The organism is Xanthomonas sp. WHRI 10204, assembly GCF_040202875.1.
Taxonomy (GTDB): domain Bacteria; phylum Pseudomonadota; class Gammaproteobacteria; order Xanthomonadales; family Xanthomonadaceae; genus Xanthomonas.
In genome coordinates, this window is sequence record NZ_JBEGDW010000004.1 from 189326 (window position 1) to 204257 (window position 14932).

General features: G+C 64.1%; 14 protein-coding genes. 4 read left to right on the forward strand and 10 right to left on the reverse strand.

Going from position 1 to position 14932, the window contains the following annotated elements; all coding sequences use genetic code 11:
- Positions 1–29: 29 nt before the first annotated feature.
- From ABQZ00_RS21090 to ABQZ00_RS21105, 4 genes are all read left to right on the forward strand, one after another.
- Positions 30–1028, forward strand: coding sequence for an ABC transporter ATP-binding protein (locus tag ABQZ00_RS21090; protein ID WP_115529432.1), 999 nt, complete (start codon positions 30–32; stop codon positions 1026–1028).
- A complete protein-coding gene (locus tag ABQZ00_RS21095; protein ID WP_323538972.1) occupies positions 1025–1837 on the forward strand; it encodes an ABC transporter permease in 813 nt (270 codons plus the stop codon). Before ABQZ00_RS21090 ends, ABQZ00_RS21095 begins: the two co-directional genes overlap by 4 nt.
- A gap of 128 nt (positions 1838–1965) precedes the next feature.
- On the forward strand, positions 1966–2904 hold the full coding sequence (gene panE / locus ABQZ00_RS21100; RefSeq protein ID WP_323538973.1) for a 2-dehydropantoate 2-reductase: 939 nt from the start codon (positions 1966–1968) through the stop codon (positions 2902–2904).
- Between the two features lie 392 nt (positions 2905–3296).
- A complete protein-coding gene (locus tag ABQZ00_RS21105; RefSeq protein WP_055847079.1) occupies positions 3297–3812 on the forward strand; it encodes a hypothetical protein in 516 nt (171 codons plus the stop codon).
- A gap of 135 nt (positions 3813–3947) precedes the next feature.
- On the opposite strand, the gene ABQZ00_RS21110 is transcribed toward ABQZ00_RS21105, so the two are convergent.
- The 10 genes from ABQZ00_RS21110 to ABQZ00_RS21155 all read right to left on the reverse strand — a co-directional run bounded on the left by ABQZ00_RS21110 (position 3948) and on the right by ABQZ00_RS21155 (position 14892).
- Entirely contained in the window at positions 3948–4358 is a 411-nt protein-coding gene (locus ABQZ00_RS21110; RefSeq protein ID WP_323538974.1) for an acyl-CoA thioesterase, read from the reverse strand.
- A gap of 305 nt (positions 4359–4663) precedes the next feature.
- On the reverse strand, positions 4664–4990 hold the full coding sequence (locus tag ABQZ00_RS21115) for a thioredoxin family protein (RefSeq protein WP_323538975.1): 327 nt from the start codon (positions 4988–4990) through the stop codon (positions 4664–4666).
- Entirely contained in the window at positions 4962–5447 is a 486-nt protein-coding gene (locus ABQZ00_RS21120) for a flavodoxin (RefSeq protein WP_323538976.1), read from the reverse strand. Before ABQZ00_RS21120 ends, ABQZ00_RS21115 begins: the two co-directional genes overlap by 29 nt.
- An 89-nt stretch (positions 5448–5536) precedes the next feature.
- A complete protein-coding gene (locus tag ABQZ00_RS21125) occupies positions 5537–6580 on the reverse strand; it encodes a ribonucleotide-diphosphate reductase subunit beta (protein ID WP_115514209.1) in 1044 nt (347 codons plus the stop codon).
- Positions 6581–6756: 176 nt separating this feature from the next.
- Positions 6757–9255, reverse strand: a complete 2499-nt coding sequence (locus ABQZ00_RS21130; RefSeq protein WP_055847057.1) for a ribonucleoside-diphosphate reductase subunit alpha — start codon at positions 9253–9255, stop codon at positions 6757–6759.
- A 697-nt stretch (positions 9256–9952) separates the two neighbouring features.
- Positions 9953–10828 (reverse strand): HpcH/HpaI aldolase/citrate lyase family protein, encoded by an 876-nt coding sequence (locus ABQZ00_RS21135; RefSeq protein ID WP_323538977.1) that lies wholly within the window; start codon positions 10826–10828, stop codon positions 9953–9955.
- A complete protein-coding gene (locus ABQZ00_RS21140; protein WP_323538978.1) occupies positions 10821–11915 on the reverse strand; it encodes a cysteine protease StiP domain-containing protein in 1095 nt (364 codons plus the stop codon). Before ABQZ00_RS21140 ends, ABQZ00_RS21135 begins: the two co-directional genes overlap by 8 nt.
- Positions 11912–12667 (reverse strand): HAD family hydrolase, encoded by a 756-nt coding sequence (locus ABQZ00_RS21145; RefSeq protein ID WP_323526172.1) that lies wholly within the window; start codon positions 12665–12667, stop codon positions 11912–11914. Before ABQZ00_RS21145 ends, ABQZ00_RS21140 begins: the two co-directional genes overlap by 4 nt.
- Positions 12668–13837 carry a phosphoribosyltransferase domain-containing protein gene (locus ABQZ00_RS21150; protein ID WP_323538979.1) on the reverse strand — a complete coding sequence of 390 codons (1170 nt, stop codon included), beginning with the start codon at positions 13835–13837 and terminating at the stop codon, positions 12668–12670.
- Complete coding sequence (locus tag ABQZ00_RS21155; protein ID WP_323538980.1) at positions 13834–14892, reverse strand: ATP-grasp domain-containing protein; 1059 nt, start codon at positions 14890–14892, stop codon at positions 13834–13836. The genes ABQZ00_RS21150 and ABQZ00_RS21155 overlap by 4 nt, the downstream gene beginning before the upstream one ends.
- Between the last annotated feature and the right edge of the window lie 40 nt (positions 14893–14932).

The window sequence follows — 14932 nt, forward strand, 5'->3', positions numbered from 1 at the left end:
GCGCCGTCACGCTGACGCGAAGGAACACCTTGAATTCCCCATCTCCGATCACCGCACCCGCCCTGCGCGTGTGCGATCTGCGCAAGACCTACGACAACGGCACCCAGGCGCTCAAGGGCGTGTCGCTGGATGTGGCGCCAGGCGATTTCTTCGCCCTGCTCGGCCCCAACGGCGCCGGCAAATCGACCCTGATCGGCATCATCAGCTCGCTGGTGAATCTGTCCGGCGGTCAGGTGGAAGTGTTCGGCACCGATCTGGTCGCCCATCGCAGCGAGGCGATGCGGCTGATCGGCCTGGTGCCGCAGGAGGTCAACTTCAACCTGTTCGAAAAGCCCTTCGACATCCTGGTCAACTACGCTGGTTTCTACGGCATGCCGCGTGCAGAAGCCGAGCGCCTGGCCGAAGTGGAGCTACGCCGCGCGCACCTGTGGGAAAAGGCCCAGGTGATGAGCCGCACGCTGTCCGGCGGCATGAAACGGCGGTTGATGATCGCCCGCGCGATGATGACCCAGCCGCGCCTGCTGATCCTGGACGAACCAACCGCCGGCGTGGATATCGAGATCCGCCGCGACATGTGGCGCGTGCTGAAAGAGATCAACGCCGCCGGCACCACCATCATCCTGACCACGCATTACCTGGAAGAAGCCGAGCACCTGTGCCGCAACCTGGCCATCATCAACCACGGCCAGATCGTCACCCAGGGGCCGATGCGCGAGCTGCTGGCCAAGCTCGACGTGGAAGGCTTCCTGTTCGACATCGACGGTGACCTGCCTACTCAGCTGCCGGCGATCGAAGGCACCACGCTCACCGCCATCGACAGCCACACGCTGGATCTGGACATGCCGCGCGCGATGGACCTCAACCGCGTGTTCGCCGCGCTAGGCGATGCCGGCATCCGGGTGCGCTCGATGCGTACCAAGAGCAACCGGCTGGAAGAATTGTTCGTTCGTCTGACCGGACCCGGCGAAACCCTCGCCGACCCGGCTCCTGCTACAGCGGCGCCCGTGCGCCCGGCAGGTCACCCATGAGTTCCCCGGAGCCTTCGATGTCCGCTGTTCCCGCAACACCCCGCCAACGCAACTGGATTGCGCTGGGCACCATCGTGCGCCGCGAAGTGCAGCGCATCCTGCGCATCTGGGGCCAGACCCTGGTGCCGCCAGCCATCACCATGACGCTGTACTTTTTGATCTTCGGCGGGCTGATCGGCTCGCGCGTGGGCGACATGGGCGGCTACACCTACATGCAGTTCATCGTGCCCGGCCTGGTGATGATGAGCGTGATCCAGAACAGCTACGGCAACATTTCATCGAGCTTCTTCGGCGCCAAGTTCGGCCGCCACGTGGAAGAACTGCTGGTCAGCCCGATGCCCAACTGGGTAATCCTGTGGGGTTATGTGTCCGGCGCGGTGCTGCGCGGGGTGATGGTCGGTGCGCTGGTGCTGATCATCGCCATGTTCTTCACCCCCGTGCGCATCCCGCATCCGTTGGTGACGCTGACCACCGTGCTGCTGGGCGCGACCATCTTTTCGCTGGCCGGCTTCGTCAACGCGGTGTACGCCAAGAAGTTCGATGACGTGGCGATCGTGCCCACCTTCATCCTGACCCCGCTGACTTACCTGGGCGGTGTGTTCTATTCGGTCAAATTGCTGCCCGGCTGGGCCGAGGCGGCCACGCATGCCAACCCGATCTTCTACATGGTCAACGCCTTCCGCTACGGCCTGCTCGGCAGCTCCGACGTGCCGATCTGGGTGGCCTACGCGCTGATGCTGGGCTTTGTCGCAGTACTCAGCGCGCTGGCGCTGTGGCTGCTGCGGCGTGGCGTGGGGTTGCGTAGCTAACGCCGGGCGCGGATTTTATTGGGAACGCCGGTTGCTGGCGGACGCGCTTCCCCCCATCCGCCCTTCGGGCACCTTCCCCCGCCTGCGGGGGAAGGACAAGACCAGATTGACTGAGGACAGATCACATCATGCGCATGCTCATTCTCGGCGCCGGCGGCACCGGCGGCTACTTCGGCGGACGTCTGGCGCAGGCCGGCGTGGACGTCACCTTCCTGGTGCGCGATGCGCGCGCGGCGCAGTTGCAGGCCGATGGCTTGCGCATCCGCAGCCCGCTGGGCGATGCGGATCTGCAAGTGGCGCATGTCACTGCCGCTGCCTTGCCGGCGCTGGTGGCGCAGCAGCCGTTCGACCTGGTGATCCTCAGCTGCAAGGCCTACGACCTGGATAGCGCGCTTGAGGCGATTGCACCGGCCGTGGGCGAACACACCACGGTACTGCCGATTCTCAACGGGCTGCGCCATTACGCGGCGCTGGACGAGCGCTTCGGCGCGGCGCGGGTGCTGGGCGGGCTGTGCTTCATCAGCGCCACCAAGGGCGAACACGGCGAGATTCTGCATCTGGGCAAGCCGGCAGCGATCACCTTTGGCGAGCGCGATGGCAGCGCAGACTCGGCGCGCGTGCAGGCGTTTGCCGCAGCGTGTACGCAGGCGGGTATTGACCATGTGGCCAGCGCGCAGATCGCGCAGGAGCAGTGGAATAAATACAGCTTCCTCACCGCACTGGCAGCGGCCACCTGCCTGATGCGCGCACCGGTCGGCGCGATTGTCGCCACCGACGATGGGCGTGCGTTGATCAACGGCGTGTACAACGAATGCCTATGGGCCGCCGATGCGGCCGGCCAGACGATTCCCGAGCCGGCGCGTGCGAAAGCTTTGCAGACCTTGTTGCAGGTGGATTCGCCGTTGAAGGCGTCGATGCTGCGCGATCTGGAAGCCGGCCAGGATGTGGAAGCGGCGCAGATCGTTGGCGACATGCTGAAACGGGTGCGCGAGACCGGTCGCAATGCACCGCTGCTGATGGCGGCGAATGTGCATCTGCAGGCGTATCAGGTGTTGCGGCATAGCTGAGGCTGTTGGAGTGCGTGCGAGCGGCTGGGCTACGTGTAGACCGTGCCCCCATCCGCCCTTCGGGCACCTTCCCCCGCAGGCGGGGGAAGGGAGCGGGGAGCAAGGATGATGGTAACTACACGGCACTGGGCCGATGGTCTCCGTCTCCACTACACCTCGTTACTCTGGTACGTCCCTTCTCCCGCACGCGGGAGCTACACCTCGCTGCTCTGGCACATCCCTTCTCCCGCACGCGGGAGCTACACCTCGCTGCTCTGGCACATCCCTTCTCCCGCTCGCGGGAGAAGGTGGCGCAAAGCGCCGGATGAGGGCGCGCCGGGTTCGCGTAGCCTTCGCGCTGCAACGACGCGTTGCCCACGATGCTCTGCGTCCCATCACCCGCGTAGCCTCCCATGAAGCTGCTCAGCCACCTGTTCCGTGCCGGTCACTTCGTGATCCTGGCGTTTTTCGTGCTGTGCGCGGCGGGGCTGGTGGGGATGGCCGGCTTGGAGTTGTGGCATGGCTTCACCCCGGGCGGCGACATGGTGGTGCGCGACCGCTTCAATGTGGTGCTGGAGGCGATCGGCCTGCTCACCGTGGCGCTGGTGACGCTGGAACTGGGCCAGACCATCTTCGAAGAAGAGATCCTGCGCGACGTCAAAGTCAGTGGCCCCACCCGCGTGCGCCGCTACCTGTCGCGGTTCTTCGTGGTGATCGTGATTGCGTTGGCGATCGAAACGCTGGTATCGATCTTCGAGCTGATGCACGAGGACCCAGCCAAACTGCCGTATGCCGCTGCCGTCGGCCTGTGCGCTGCGCTGTTGCTGATCGCCTGGGGCGTGTTCGTCAAACTCAATCGCAGCGCCGAAGAACTGGAACCCGAAGCGATGGAAGAAACCAAGCGCGAGGACCGCGAGGTCCAGGAATAGCAGCGGCGATCTGGCAACTGCGCAATCATCGAGCGGGTGTGGCGGTGGCGAGTGCCGGGAGCGCGCTGCGGTGCGTGCGCCCTCGCCGCTCGCAGCCGACGGGTGCTCGCGACGCTGTGACCGCGCTGGTCTTGATCATTTAGCCCCAGCAGCTGGCAACGGCGGCACCATCGTCGGCTTGCCATCGGCATCCAGGGCGATCATGACGAAGTGCCCTCGTGTGCACAGCTCGCGCGCGCCGCTGAGCAGGTCTTCGGCGATCAGCTCCACTTCCACCTTGATCGAACTGCGCCCCACCGACACCACGCGCGCGATGGTTTCCACCATCTGGCCCTGACGGATCGGCAGCTTGAAATCCACCTGATCCGAGCGTGCGGTCACCACCGCACGCCGCGCATAGCGCGAGGCGGCCAGAAACGCGGCCTTGTCCATCCACGCCAACGCCTGCCCGCCGAACAACGTGCCCATGTGATTGGTGTGGTTGGGGAACACGATTTCGACCATGCGCACTTCGGTCGGTGGTGGCGTCTGCGGGCTGTCTGACATGGCGGATTCCGTTGAGAGGACTGGTTGGTCGATGCGTGCAGACGCGATTGCAGCAGCGGCGGCGCCGGGAAGCGGCGCAATGGGCGCAGCGGCGTGCGCGAGCGCGCAGGGCAGGCCATGCCGCATGGGCGGGCACAGGCATCCGGTTTGTACGTAGCGGCCCGTCGATTGACAGCTACAGGCAGGTGCACCGCGCATCCATTGCACGGGCTGGTGCGATGGCTTATCTCGGTAATGCCCTCGCGGCCGGGGCCGCTCCTACAGGAGCGCTAGGGCGTGCCGGCGCGTTGCGAACAGACGCAGGTTCAGAGGCTGGTCTTGACCGCGGTCTCTACCTGCGCCGGCGACTGGAAACCAGACAGGCGCGCCACTTCGCTGCCGTCGCGGTACAGCGCCAGAGTCGGCGTCTGCCGCAGGCCCAGGTCGCGAAAAAATTCTTCGCCCACCACTTCCAGCTTGACCTTCAACAAGGCCACGCCTTCGGCCGCATCGCTGTTGGCGAACTTGATCAGCGACATGTCGAGCATCTTGCAGCCCGGGCAATTGTCCTTGTAGAAATCCACCAGCGCGCGCGGATGCGCGGCCAGGGTCTGGGTGTAGTGCTCAGGCGACGTGACGGTAATGGTGTGCATCATGGGGATCGTGTTTGCATTGAGCCAGAACCTCGTCGGTCCAGGTGGCGATGGCCTGCGCGTCGCGCTGGCCGTGGGGCATCTGTTCGATGGTCAAGCGCGGAAACGGGCTGGCGAAAAACTGTGCGATGCGATGCACCGCACCGCAAAAGTAGTCCTCGCCCCACTGCGTTTCGCCCGTCCCGAAGACGGCAACACGCGGCGGTTTGCCCAGCGTTTCGACCAGTTCGACGATGAAACGTTTCATCTCCGACGGCGTGCGCCCGCCGTTGTCGGTCCAGCTGCCAAACAGAAACAAGTCGTACTGTCCCGGCGCATGCGGCACCTGTTGCAGCCGCTGCACATCGGTTTCCAACCAGGTCACCGTGTGCCCGGCCGCCTCGCAGTGCAGCGCGACACTGCGCGCCACATCGCGGGTATTGCCGCTCAACGATGCCAGTGCCAGCAGGATGTTCATTTGGCGGGGAGCAGGGAATGGAGAATGGAGAATCGGAAGAGCGCGCTGCTGTCTGCGTTTGCCATTCCCGATTCCCTATTCCCGATTACTTACAGATCGTCGAACCCATTATCCGAATTGGTCTTCTTGTACGACGCATTGCGCATCTCGAAGAAGTCGGTCTTGGTTTCGGTGAAGTTGTCGGCGTAGGCCTTGATCCAAGGCATCACGTTGTCGTTGGCGCCTTCGTACAGCTTCTCGATGCCGAGCATGCCGGCCATCTTGTTGGCGCGGTACTTCACGTAGCGGATCATTTCGTCCACGTCGATGCCGTCGATGCCGTCCAGCACTTCGGCGGTCCACACCGTTTCCAGATCGATCGCGTGCTCGAACGCCTTGTGCACGTAGTCGGTGAGCTGGTCGCCCTGCAGCGCCTGGTTCTCGCCGATGATGGCGCGAATCAGCTCGCTGATGAACTTGGAATGCGCCAGCTCATCGCGGTTGATGAAACTGATGATCTTGCCGGTGCCGGTCATGCGATTCTGGCGGACCAGATTGTAGAAATACGCAAAGCCGGAATAGAAGTTGATACCTTCCAGGATCGAGGACTGGATCAGCGCGCGGATCAGCGTTTCGGCGGTCTTGTCGCGCAGGAAGTCGTCGTAGGCGCCCATGATCGGCGCATTGCGCTTGATGATGGTCGGATGCGTGCGCGCAAGCTCGAACACGCGGTTCTGATCGGCCAGGCCGGTGATCGAGGCCAGCACGTAGCTGTAGCTCTCGTTATGGATCACTTCCTGCTGGCCGATGATTGCGGCATTGGCATGCGCGGCCGGGTCGGTGATGTATTCGGCGACGTTGTAGATGAAGCGCGTCTGCGGCGAATCCAGCGTAGCCAGCAAGCCGATAATCGAATCGTAGGCGTTCTTTTCGCGCGACGACAGCTCGTTGTACTGGCGCGCATCGCCCTTCATGTCCACCTCGTCGGGGATCCAGAAGTTGGTCGACAGCTCCTTGTACGCCCGATAGAAGGACGGGTACGGAATATCGTTCCAGTTGAGGATGCCGGAGGTCTGACCATTGATGATGCTGGTCGAACGGTTCGGGTGACGCGGCTCCAGAATCTTGATGCGTTCAAGCGGTGTTGCAGACATGGGTCTCTACTCTTGTTTCAGGCGTCGCGCGTACAAACGGAACGACGACAGCAAATCATGCTGGAGGAAAGCCCCCTAAGTTAGGGGGCGCGCCGAAGGCGCGGGGTGTGGGAGCTGATGAGCCGGGGCCCATGGTTCGCAAGGCGAACCATGGGGAGCTAAAGCGCGAATGCGCTTTAGCTCGAACACCACTCGCACTCACTGATATCGATGTCGTTGGAGCGCACGTAATACGTGGTCTTCAGGCCTTCGCGCCAGGCGGTCATGTGCAGATCCAGCAACGTGCTCGCACGGATGGTGCTGGGCACGTAGAAGTTGAAGCTGATCGACTGGTCGATATGGCGCTGACGACGCGCGTTCTGGCGCACGCTGGCGAACTGGTCGACCTTGTAGGCGCCCTTTTCGTAGTACGGCCAGGTTTCCAGCGACAGGCCCGGAGCGGCGACCGGACGACGGAAGTCCTTCTTTTCTTCGTAGTAGAACGCGCTGTAGATCGGATCGATCGACGCGGTGGAGCCGGCGATCTGCGCGGTGCTCATGTTCGGCGCCACGGCCAGCATCCACGCATTGCGCACGCCATTGACCGACACCTGTGCCGACAACTCCAGCCACTGCGGGCTGTTGTAATCGCGCGCACGGAAGTACTCGCCGTTATGCCAGTCGCTGCCGCGGAACACGCTGTAGGTGCCCTTTTCCTTGGCCAGCTCCATGCTCGCCTGGATGGTCAGGTAGTTGATGCGCTCATACAGTTCGTCGCTGTAATCCTCGGCTTCCTTGGCATTCCAATGGATGGCCTTCTGCGCCAGCAGGTGATGCCAACCGAAGGTGCCCAGGCCGATGGCGCGGTATTTCTGGTTGGTGATCGTGGCCTGCGGCACCGGCAGCTGATTGAGATCGATCACGTTGTCGAGCATGCGCACCTGGATCGGGATCAACCGCTCCAGCACGTCGGCGCCCAGCAGATCGGCCTGGTCGTCCTGCGCGATGATCGCGCGGCCCAGGTTGATCGAGGACAGGTTGCACACGACGAAGTCGCCCGCCTTCTTGGTGGTGACGATCTGATTGCCGCTGATGATCTCCTGCATCATCCGCGTCGGGCTCATGTTCTGCAGAATCTCGGTGCACAGGTTGGACGAATAGACCATGCCCTCGTGCTTGTTCGGGTTCTTGCGATTGACTTCATCGCGATAGAACATGAACGGATTGCCGGTTTCCAGCTGGCTGACCATGATGCGCTTGAAGATTTCGATCGCCTTGACGGTCTTGCGCGTGATGCGCTCGTCGGCAACGACTTCTTCGTACTTGCGACGGAAGCTGCTGTTGGCGTCGCCCTTCTTCTCGTCGTAGAAATCCTGCAGGTACCAGCCCTTGACCCGCTTGACCTCATGCGGATCGAACAGATACCAGTCGCCGCGACGCTCGACCGCTTCCATGAACAGGTCCGGGATGCACACCGAGGTGAACACGTCGTGCGCGCGCAGGCGCTGGTCGCCGTTGTTCAGGCGCAGATCCAGGAACGACTCGATGTCGCGGTGGAAGATGTCCAGATAGACCGCGATGGCGCCCTTGCGCTGGCCCAGCTGATCCACCGACACGGCGGTGTTGTTGAGCTGCTTGATCCACGGCACCACGCCGCCGGACGAATTGGACACGCCGCGGATCGCCGAACCGGACGAACGCACATAGCCCAGGTACGCGCCCACGCCGCCGCCGTGCTTGGACACGCGCGCCACGTCGGTGTTGGAGTCGTAGATGCCCTGCAGGCTGTCGTCGACGGTGTCGATGAAGCAGCTCGACAGCTGGCCGCCGACCTTGCCGGCATTGGCCAGGGTGGGTGTGGCCACGGTCATGTACAGGTTGGACAGCGCCCAGTAGGCCTCGCCCACCAGCTGCATGCGGCGCTCGCGGCTACCCTTGCCGGTGCCGATCTCGTCCTGCATCAGGTACAGCGCAATCGTCAGCCAACGCTCCTGCGGCAGCTCGAACACGCCGCGCGAGTTGTCGGTGGCCAGGTAACGGGTGGCCAGCAGGTACAGGCCGTTGTAGGCGAACAAGGTGTCGCGCTCGGGCGCGATCATCTTGCCGGCTTCGATCAGCTCGTCCTTGGAGTAGCGGCGCAGGATGTCGTTGGAATAGACATTACGGTCGGCCAGGCTTTCCTGTAGGCCAACGAACGAGCCGTACTTCTGGCTGGCGTCGTAGAAGCGGTTGCGGCTGGCGCGCTTGTACAGGCGGCGCAGGTACAGACGCGCAGCAAAATGCTCCCACTCCGGGGTGGTCAGATCGACGCGGGCTTCGGCCTCGCGGATCAGGTGGTCGACCAGGTCGTCGGCATTGACGCTGTCCTTGCGATCGACAAAGCCGAACACCGAACGCTTGTAGTCGGCCACGTCCAGCTGCGGGAACTCGGCATGGATCTGATCGATGGCGCGCTCCAGGCGCTCCGGCTCGAACGGAATCTTGCGATTGCCGGCTTCCTTGGTGATCCAGGTGGAAACGGTTTGTTCTTCGATGGTCTGTGCGTGCATTGCAATGGCTTGGCGGGGGGGCGGCACGACGTCCGACGGGTCGGTCAACTCCGGCGCGCTACGGGCGGGCGCGCTGACACTGGCGGGAACGCTGGTGTTGGTTAGGGTACCGGCGGCGATCGCGGCAAGGGTGTCGTTGGTGGTCATGCGTCCTCCATGCGTAGGCACACGAACCCGCTCGGGGACGGGCTACGACCGGTTCCGGACTCCCTGGACAGCGATGACGGTGCGGGACGACCAGCACGCAAGACACGCAGTCTGCGGCGGCATCGCCATCACCAGCCATCTCCTTACCGGAGATTCCACGGCCGCCACCGCGCGGTGTGCTGTCGCGTGGTGGTCAGTGGCGAAACAACCGCAACCCCATCAGCCCACGCAGTCCGCTCCACGGCGCTGCCCTGGATGACTGGATGAAACCGAATGCGGTTGCGGCGAGGAGGCTGATCGACCGCGTACCTACCGCAGTTCGTGCTCTTTCAGGTCCAGCTGCTTGGGGCAGCCAACCACCGACTCCCCCAAGATAGTGGGGTAGCTGGGAGGGGTCAACACCAAATGTAGGAAAAAACCGCAAACCCTTGTGGCACAAAGCACTGTCTGACGAACGGTCGTCGCTAGGCCGCAGGACCCGCCAATTCGACTGCGCAGTCAAGGCCCAAACGGGCATTTTTGCTGACCAGTTGGGTTCGGTTGGGTTGGCTGCCGCACACGCACTGGTGGCAGGCGGTCACAGTTTTGTAAGCGCCCCTGCACTCAGCAAGGGACCGCACCTGGCTGATCCAGCCAGCCTAGACGCACAGCCTGCACCTGTCCTGCTGGCCTGACTGGCCAGCCACGACTCACTGACTCACAGCGCCACGATCGCCTGTCGCGCAATGATGGCCTGCGCCCAGCGGGTGTGAACGGCCTTCTCGACCATGCCGCCATTGGATTTGAAGACGGCCGTGGTGGCGCCGAGCACCTCGCGCGCAGCGCGTAAGTCTTCCTCGCTAACCCGCAGCCCGTCCTCGATCACGGGGATCTGCATCGGATGGATCGCGGTCTTGCCGACCAGCCCCATCGCGGTATCGATGGCAAGTTCACGCCGCAATGTCTGCGGATCGTCGAAGAAATCGTAGACCGGCGCGGTGAGCTGGAAGCCGTACGGCCGGAATGCCAGAACCAGTTGCTGAATGACCAGGCCCACCGGGGTGTCGTAGATCGTGGTGCCGCGTACCCGCTTCATTGCCAGCATGCTCAGCAGGTCGTTGCCGCCGATACGCACAGCCAGCACCCGCGAACTCAACGGGCTGCCCTGCAGGCAGCCACGGATCTCGCGCTGCCCCAACGGGTCCATCGCCTGCGGCGTCTCCAGGGTCGGCATGATGCAAAAATCGTGATCGGCCAGCTGCCGCTCATAAGCGGCCAGCGTGTCGGTATCGATCTTGGGTAGCACGAACCCGTGTACGCGGTCGATGTCGTGCATCGCCAGCAATTGCCCAAGCACTTCGGCATTGCGCGGACGAATGAACCGCAGCGGGCCGTGCGACCGTGGTGGCAAGGTCGACAAGGTGCGTCGGATGTGACTCATCGCATGCGGCAAGTCGGTGGACGACACCGCATCCTCGGTGCAGGCGATCAGCGAACGCGCCTGCGGAAACTGACGTCCCGACAGCACTTCGGAAAGATTGTCGTTGGTCGCAGGCACGTACAGCGAGGCGCCCAACCGATAGGCTTCAGACATGTCGCAGATCCTTGATGACCGCAGCCGCCTTCAATGGCAGGCTGGAAAGAATGTTTACGTCAATCCCGCGGGTCTGCGCCAGCCAGCGCAGATGAGCGGTATCGGCATCGTCCGGGCGTTGCAGGCAAAGCGCGCGCGGGGCACGTCGCAGCATTGCCCGGGTGGTCTCGCCAATGCCCACTTTCAGGCAGTGGTCATCGCGCACCGCAAATGCCGCGCGCAACTGGTGCAGGCTATCGGTGCAGCGCAGTGCAGCCGCGCGACGTTGCGCCGGTTGCGCGGTGCCATCATGCACCGGCGCAGGCAGCGCTGCTGCCGCCTGGAGCAACTGCGCAACGAACCATTGCGACATGTCGCCCGCGCGCAGGTCCTGGTACAGCACGCAGCCGTGGAACTGGTCGGGGGCAATGCTGGCATTGAGCACGGTACGGCTGACCAGGCCCGACACGGTGGCATTGAGAATGGCCGACGGAATCAGATAATCCTCGGTTGAGCCGTGGCCGGCGCTACACCCGGCAAGATCCACCAGCACAAACAGATCTGACGACACCTGCGTGCCCTGCGCGGCATTGAAGCCCGCCACCGAGGCATGCAATTCGGCGGTGATCGCTCCCTTGCCGGTCCAACCGTCAACGAACACCAACGATGCCGGATCGTGCTGCGCGCACAGGTGGGCCAGCGCCACGCGGTCGATCCCACGGCCGCGCAGGATCGAGATCGAATAATGCGGCACGTCCATGCCCCAGCGGCTGGCAAACACATGCCGCAATGCCACCCCGATCGGCGTGCCGGCACGCGCCAGCGATACCAGCACCGGACGCGCATGCCGTTGCCGCACCGCGCTCGCCAGTTGCAGCAGGTCGCGCGCCATGGTGGGCAGATGACGCGCCACGGCACTGCGGAACAAGGCCAAGTATTCCGGAGCTGGCAACTGCTCCGGCGTCAGCATTTCCGAATAATGCGTGTGCCCCCCCTGGATCAAGCGTTCTTTTTCCTGCAGATCCGCCATCGGCGCGACGGCGATCTGGGTCAGCAGGAAGGTCACATCACCTGGCGCATAGCTGCCCGAAAACCCGACCGATGTCATGCGTGCGCCCCGTCAACCAGGCCACGCACCTGCGCCCAGGCCTGCGACCCGGTGGGCACGATCGCCAGATCGCACAGCGACAGGAACGGCAGATCGGTCACGCTATCGCCTGCTCCCACCACGAACAGCTCGCCATGCTGCTGGCGTAGCCCATCCAGCAGATACCGCACCGCCAGTCGCTTGTCCACGCACGGTGGCAGCACCGCCAGATTGCGTCCGTTGACGTGATGGGTGTATCCGGGATGCTGCGCCACCCATGGCGCGATGACCTGGTCGGAAATCCTGCGCACCGCCTGTTCGTCGCGCGAAGGCTCGCGCGCCACCAGATACGCCGGCTGCTGCGGCGCGCCGGCAATGCTGACCTCCAGCGCATCGCCGAAGCGGTCCGACAAGGCCTGTTGCAGCTGCTGCAGGACCGGCAGCTGTGCCTGCATCTGGGTCTGGATCGTTGCTGCCCACACCGGGTCGATCTGCCGCTGCGCATCCACAATGGTGGCGCCATGGGCCACGATCGCCGGGCCGTGGAAAGGCAGCAGCACGCGCGCGAACGTATCGAGCGTGCGCGCCGTGACCGGCACCACCAGATCGGCCTGCCGCAGCCACTGCGCGAACACGCGCTGGCGCGGCGAGGTGTAGCTCACCGCGGTGCCATCGACCAACAACGCCGCCGGCTCCAGCCCCTCTGCCTGCGGCTGCTTGCGCAACGACGAAAACAGGGTGTCGTCCAGATCGACCAAGGCCACCTGATACATCTAGGCCACCGCCTGCATCGGCGTGGTGACCCGCTGCTCGACCAGATCCACTTCGATGGCCTGCAGCTGCTGCACCAGTCGATCAACGCAGGCGCGCTCGCGGCTTTCGTGCACCACGATCCGCACCGCGCCCGGGGAACGCGTCAGGTTGTAGAGATAGTTGGGAATCCCCTCGCCATACACGTCCTCCACCATGGCGATATCGTCGATGGCGCCGGCCTGCATCAGCGGCGAGCGCGTGGTCGATTGCACCACCACCGCATGACCCAGCGCTTCCAGCGCCTGCGCCAGCCGTTGCGCCGGATACATGCATTCGCCGGTACCGATCACCAGGACCGGACGCTGGTCCAGCGCCGCATGGCAAGCCTGCACCAGCACGTCCGGCAGCGCGATGGCGGCGGCCAGGCCCAGGCGGGCGGTGTAGGCGCTGACATGCTGCCGACGGCAGGCCACCGCTGCGTAGGCCACCGGTGCCGGTGCCAGCACAGCCCCAGGATCACGTTCGAAACGGTGCGTGCCGGACCACAGCGAGATCGGCGCAACCTCGGCGATACCTGGCAGCGCGGACAGCAACGCCTGCACGCGGCCTTCGGAAAAATCGGTCAGCACCACCGGGTGTACCGTGCGCAGGCGCGGGCACACCGCTCGCAAGGCGGTTGCCAGGTTCAGGAAGGTCCGGCCCGAGGTCGCCTCGTCATCCACCAGCACCACCGTGCTCACCTGTTCGAGCGCCGCACGCAGCGCGGGCGACTCGGGCAGGTAGAGAAACTGCTGGGTGGCATGGCTATGTTCTTCCTCGAAGCGCAGCACCTGCGCGCCGTCGAGCGGGTAGCGGGTGGTCTGAAGAAACATCGCCCGGCTGCCGGCGCGTTGCAGGAACGCTTCGAACACCCCGTGACCCAGACCGGTTGCGGTTTCGGCCAGCGCCACAAACAAGACCATCTCATCGGCCGGCACCGGAATCTGCGCCGCAAGCTCGGCCTGCACTTGCGCCATCGTGGACGGCGAGGCGGGCCAATGCTTGCCCAGTACCTTGGAGACGAAGACGAAGCCACGCTTGGGATTGCGGCGCGCACCAACGCCACAGATATCGGTCAGCGCACGGCGATTGCCGGGCTGGCCGGCGCAGTGCAACGTGCCGGTGGGCAAGGTGACCTGCAGCGTGCTCATGCGTCGACCACAACCTTCGACATCACCGTGCCAGGCAAGGGATGCGCATCGGGCAGCTCCACCGCGAGCGAGATCTCGGTCACTCGAATGCCCAGGCGCGGCGCAGGAACATGCACCGGCAATTCGGGGAAGATGCAGGCGCGGTACGCAATATGCGGTAGATTGATGCCGGACATGCAGCTCATGCCGATCCCGCCGGCCGCACGCGGATTGATCTCCAGCAACATCGGCGCACCAGCGATGTCGTCCTTGAACTGCACGTTGATCAGCGCGTTGGCGCCAAAGCGCTTCACCATCGCGGTGGCAAAGCCCACCAGATCCGCGCGCATGGAAAGCTGCTGCACCTTGCTGTTGGGATCCTTCTGGCGCACCACACATGCCAGCACCTCGCCATCGCGCGCGGCGATGTCCACGCTGTACTCCACACCGGGCAGATAGCGCATCACCAGATGCGGCTCAAACTCGGGCAGGCGCTGCATGCGCCCGATCCACTCCTGCGGGCTGCAGGCATAGGTGCTCGGCTCGATCGCGTCCACCAGTCGATAGAAGCCCTTGCCGTATACCGACACGGTGGGCTTGACGCATACCGCCCCATTTGCGCTCAGCTGCTCGATCGCCTCAACTGCCTCCGGCAGCGTGGTTACATAGCGGTACTCCGGCAGCGGTACCAACCCGTCCACTGCCGCGTAGACCCACTGCTTGTGATGCAGGTTGGGAAGGATGTCCGCAGGCGCCGCATGCACGATCTGGCAGCCCAGCGCCGCAAACTCCGCGCGGTGGCGGGTGAGCAGGCTCTGCTCGTAGCCGGGCACCAGGTGGGTGATCTGCAGCTGTTGCACCACCTGGTAGCACCACTGCAGATAGTCAGCCGGGTTCAGGCCCGCAGGTTCGAGCAAGGCATGGTCGGCACGGGCAAAGCCGCGGAAGTTCTCCTGCCGATGGGAGACGCATGTCCAGATCGGCAGTGGCTCGGCCTCGCCACGAAGATGATCGATGATGCGCGCAATAGTCGCGTAGTGCCGGTTGAACCAGACGCGTGCGTGGGGAAGTGACATACGGATACTCGAAAGATCAAACGCGGCCCCGCGCATGGTG

Coding starts and splice junctions, on each gene's coding strand:
- ABQZ00_RS21115 (WP_323538975.1), bottom strand. CDS start 4,990: ATGCACACCATTACCGTCACGTCGCCTGAGCACTACACCCAGACCCTG.
- ABQZ00_RS21095 (WP_323538972.1), top strand. CDS start 1,025: ATGAGTTCCCCGGAGCCTTCGATGTCCGCTGTTCCCGCAACACCCCGC.
- ABQZ00_RS21155 (WP_323538980.1), bottom strand. CDS start 14,892: ATGTCACTTCCCCACGCACGCGTCTGGTTCAACCGGCACTACGCGACT.
- ABQZ00_RS21140 (WP_323538978.1), bottom strand. CDS start 11,915: ATGACATCGGTCGGGTTTTCGGGCAGCTATGCGCCAGGTGATGTGACC.
- panE (WP_323538973.1), top strand. CDS start 1,966: ATGCGCATGCTCATTCTCGGCGCCGGCGGCACCGGCGGCTACTTCGGC.
- ABQZ00_RS21105 (WP_055847079.1), top strand. CDS start 3,297: ATGAAGCTGCTCAGCCACCTGTTCCGTGCCGGTCACTTCGTGATCCTG.
- ABQZ00_RS21125 (WP_115514209.1), bottom strand. CDS start 6,580: ATGTCTGCAACACCGCTTGAACGCATCAAGATTCTGGAGCCGCGTCAC.
- ABQZ00_RS21135 (WP_323538977.1), bottom strand. CDS start 10,828: ATGTCTGAAGCCTATCGGTTGGGCGCCTCGCTGTACGTGCCTGCGACC.
- ABQZ00_RS21120 (WP_323538976.1), bottom strand. CDS start 5,447: ATGAACATCCTGCTGGCACTGGCATCGTTGAGCGGCAATACCCGCGAT.
- ABQZ00_RS21130 (WP_055847057.1), bottom strand. CDS start 9,255: ATGACCACCAACGACACCCTTGCCGCGATCGCCGCCGGTACCCTAACC.
- ABQZ00_RS21150 (WP_323538979.1), bottom strand. CDS start 13,837: ATGAGCACGCTGCAGGTCACCTTGCCCACCGGCACGTTGCACTGCGCC.
- ABQZ00_RS21145 (WP_323526172.1), bottom strand. CDS start 12,667: ATGTATCAGGTGGCCTTGGTCGATCTGGACGACACCCTGTTTTCGTCG.
- ABQZ00_RS21110 (WP_323538974.1), bottom strand. CDS start 4,358: ATGTCAGACAGCCCGCAGACGCCACCACCGACCGAAGTGCGCATGGTC.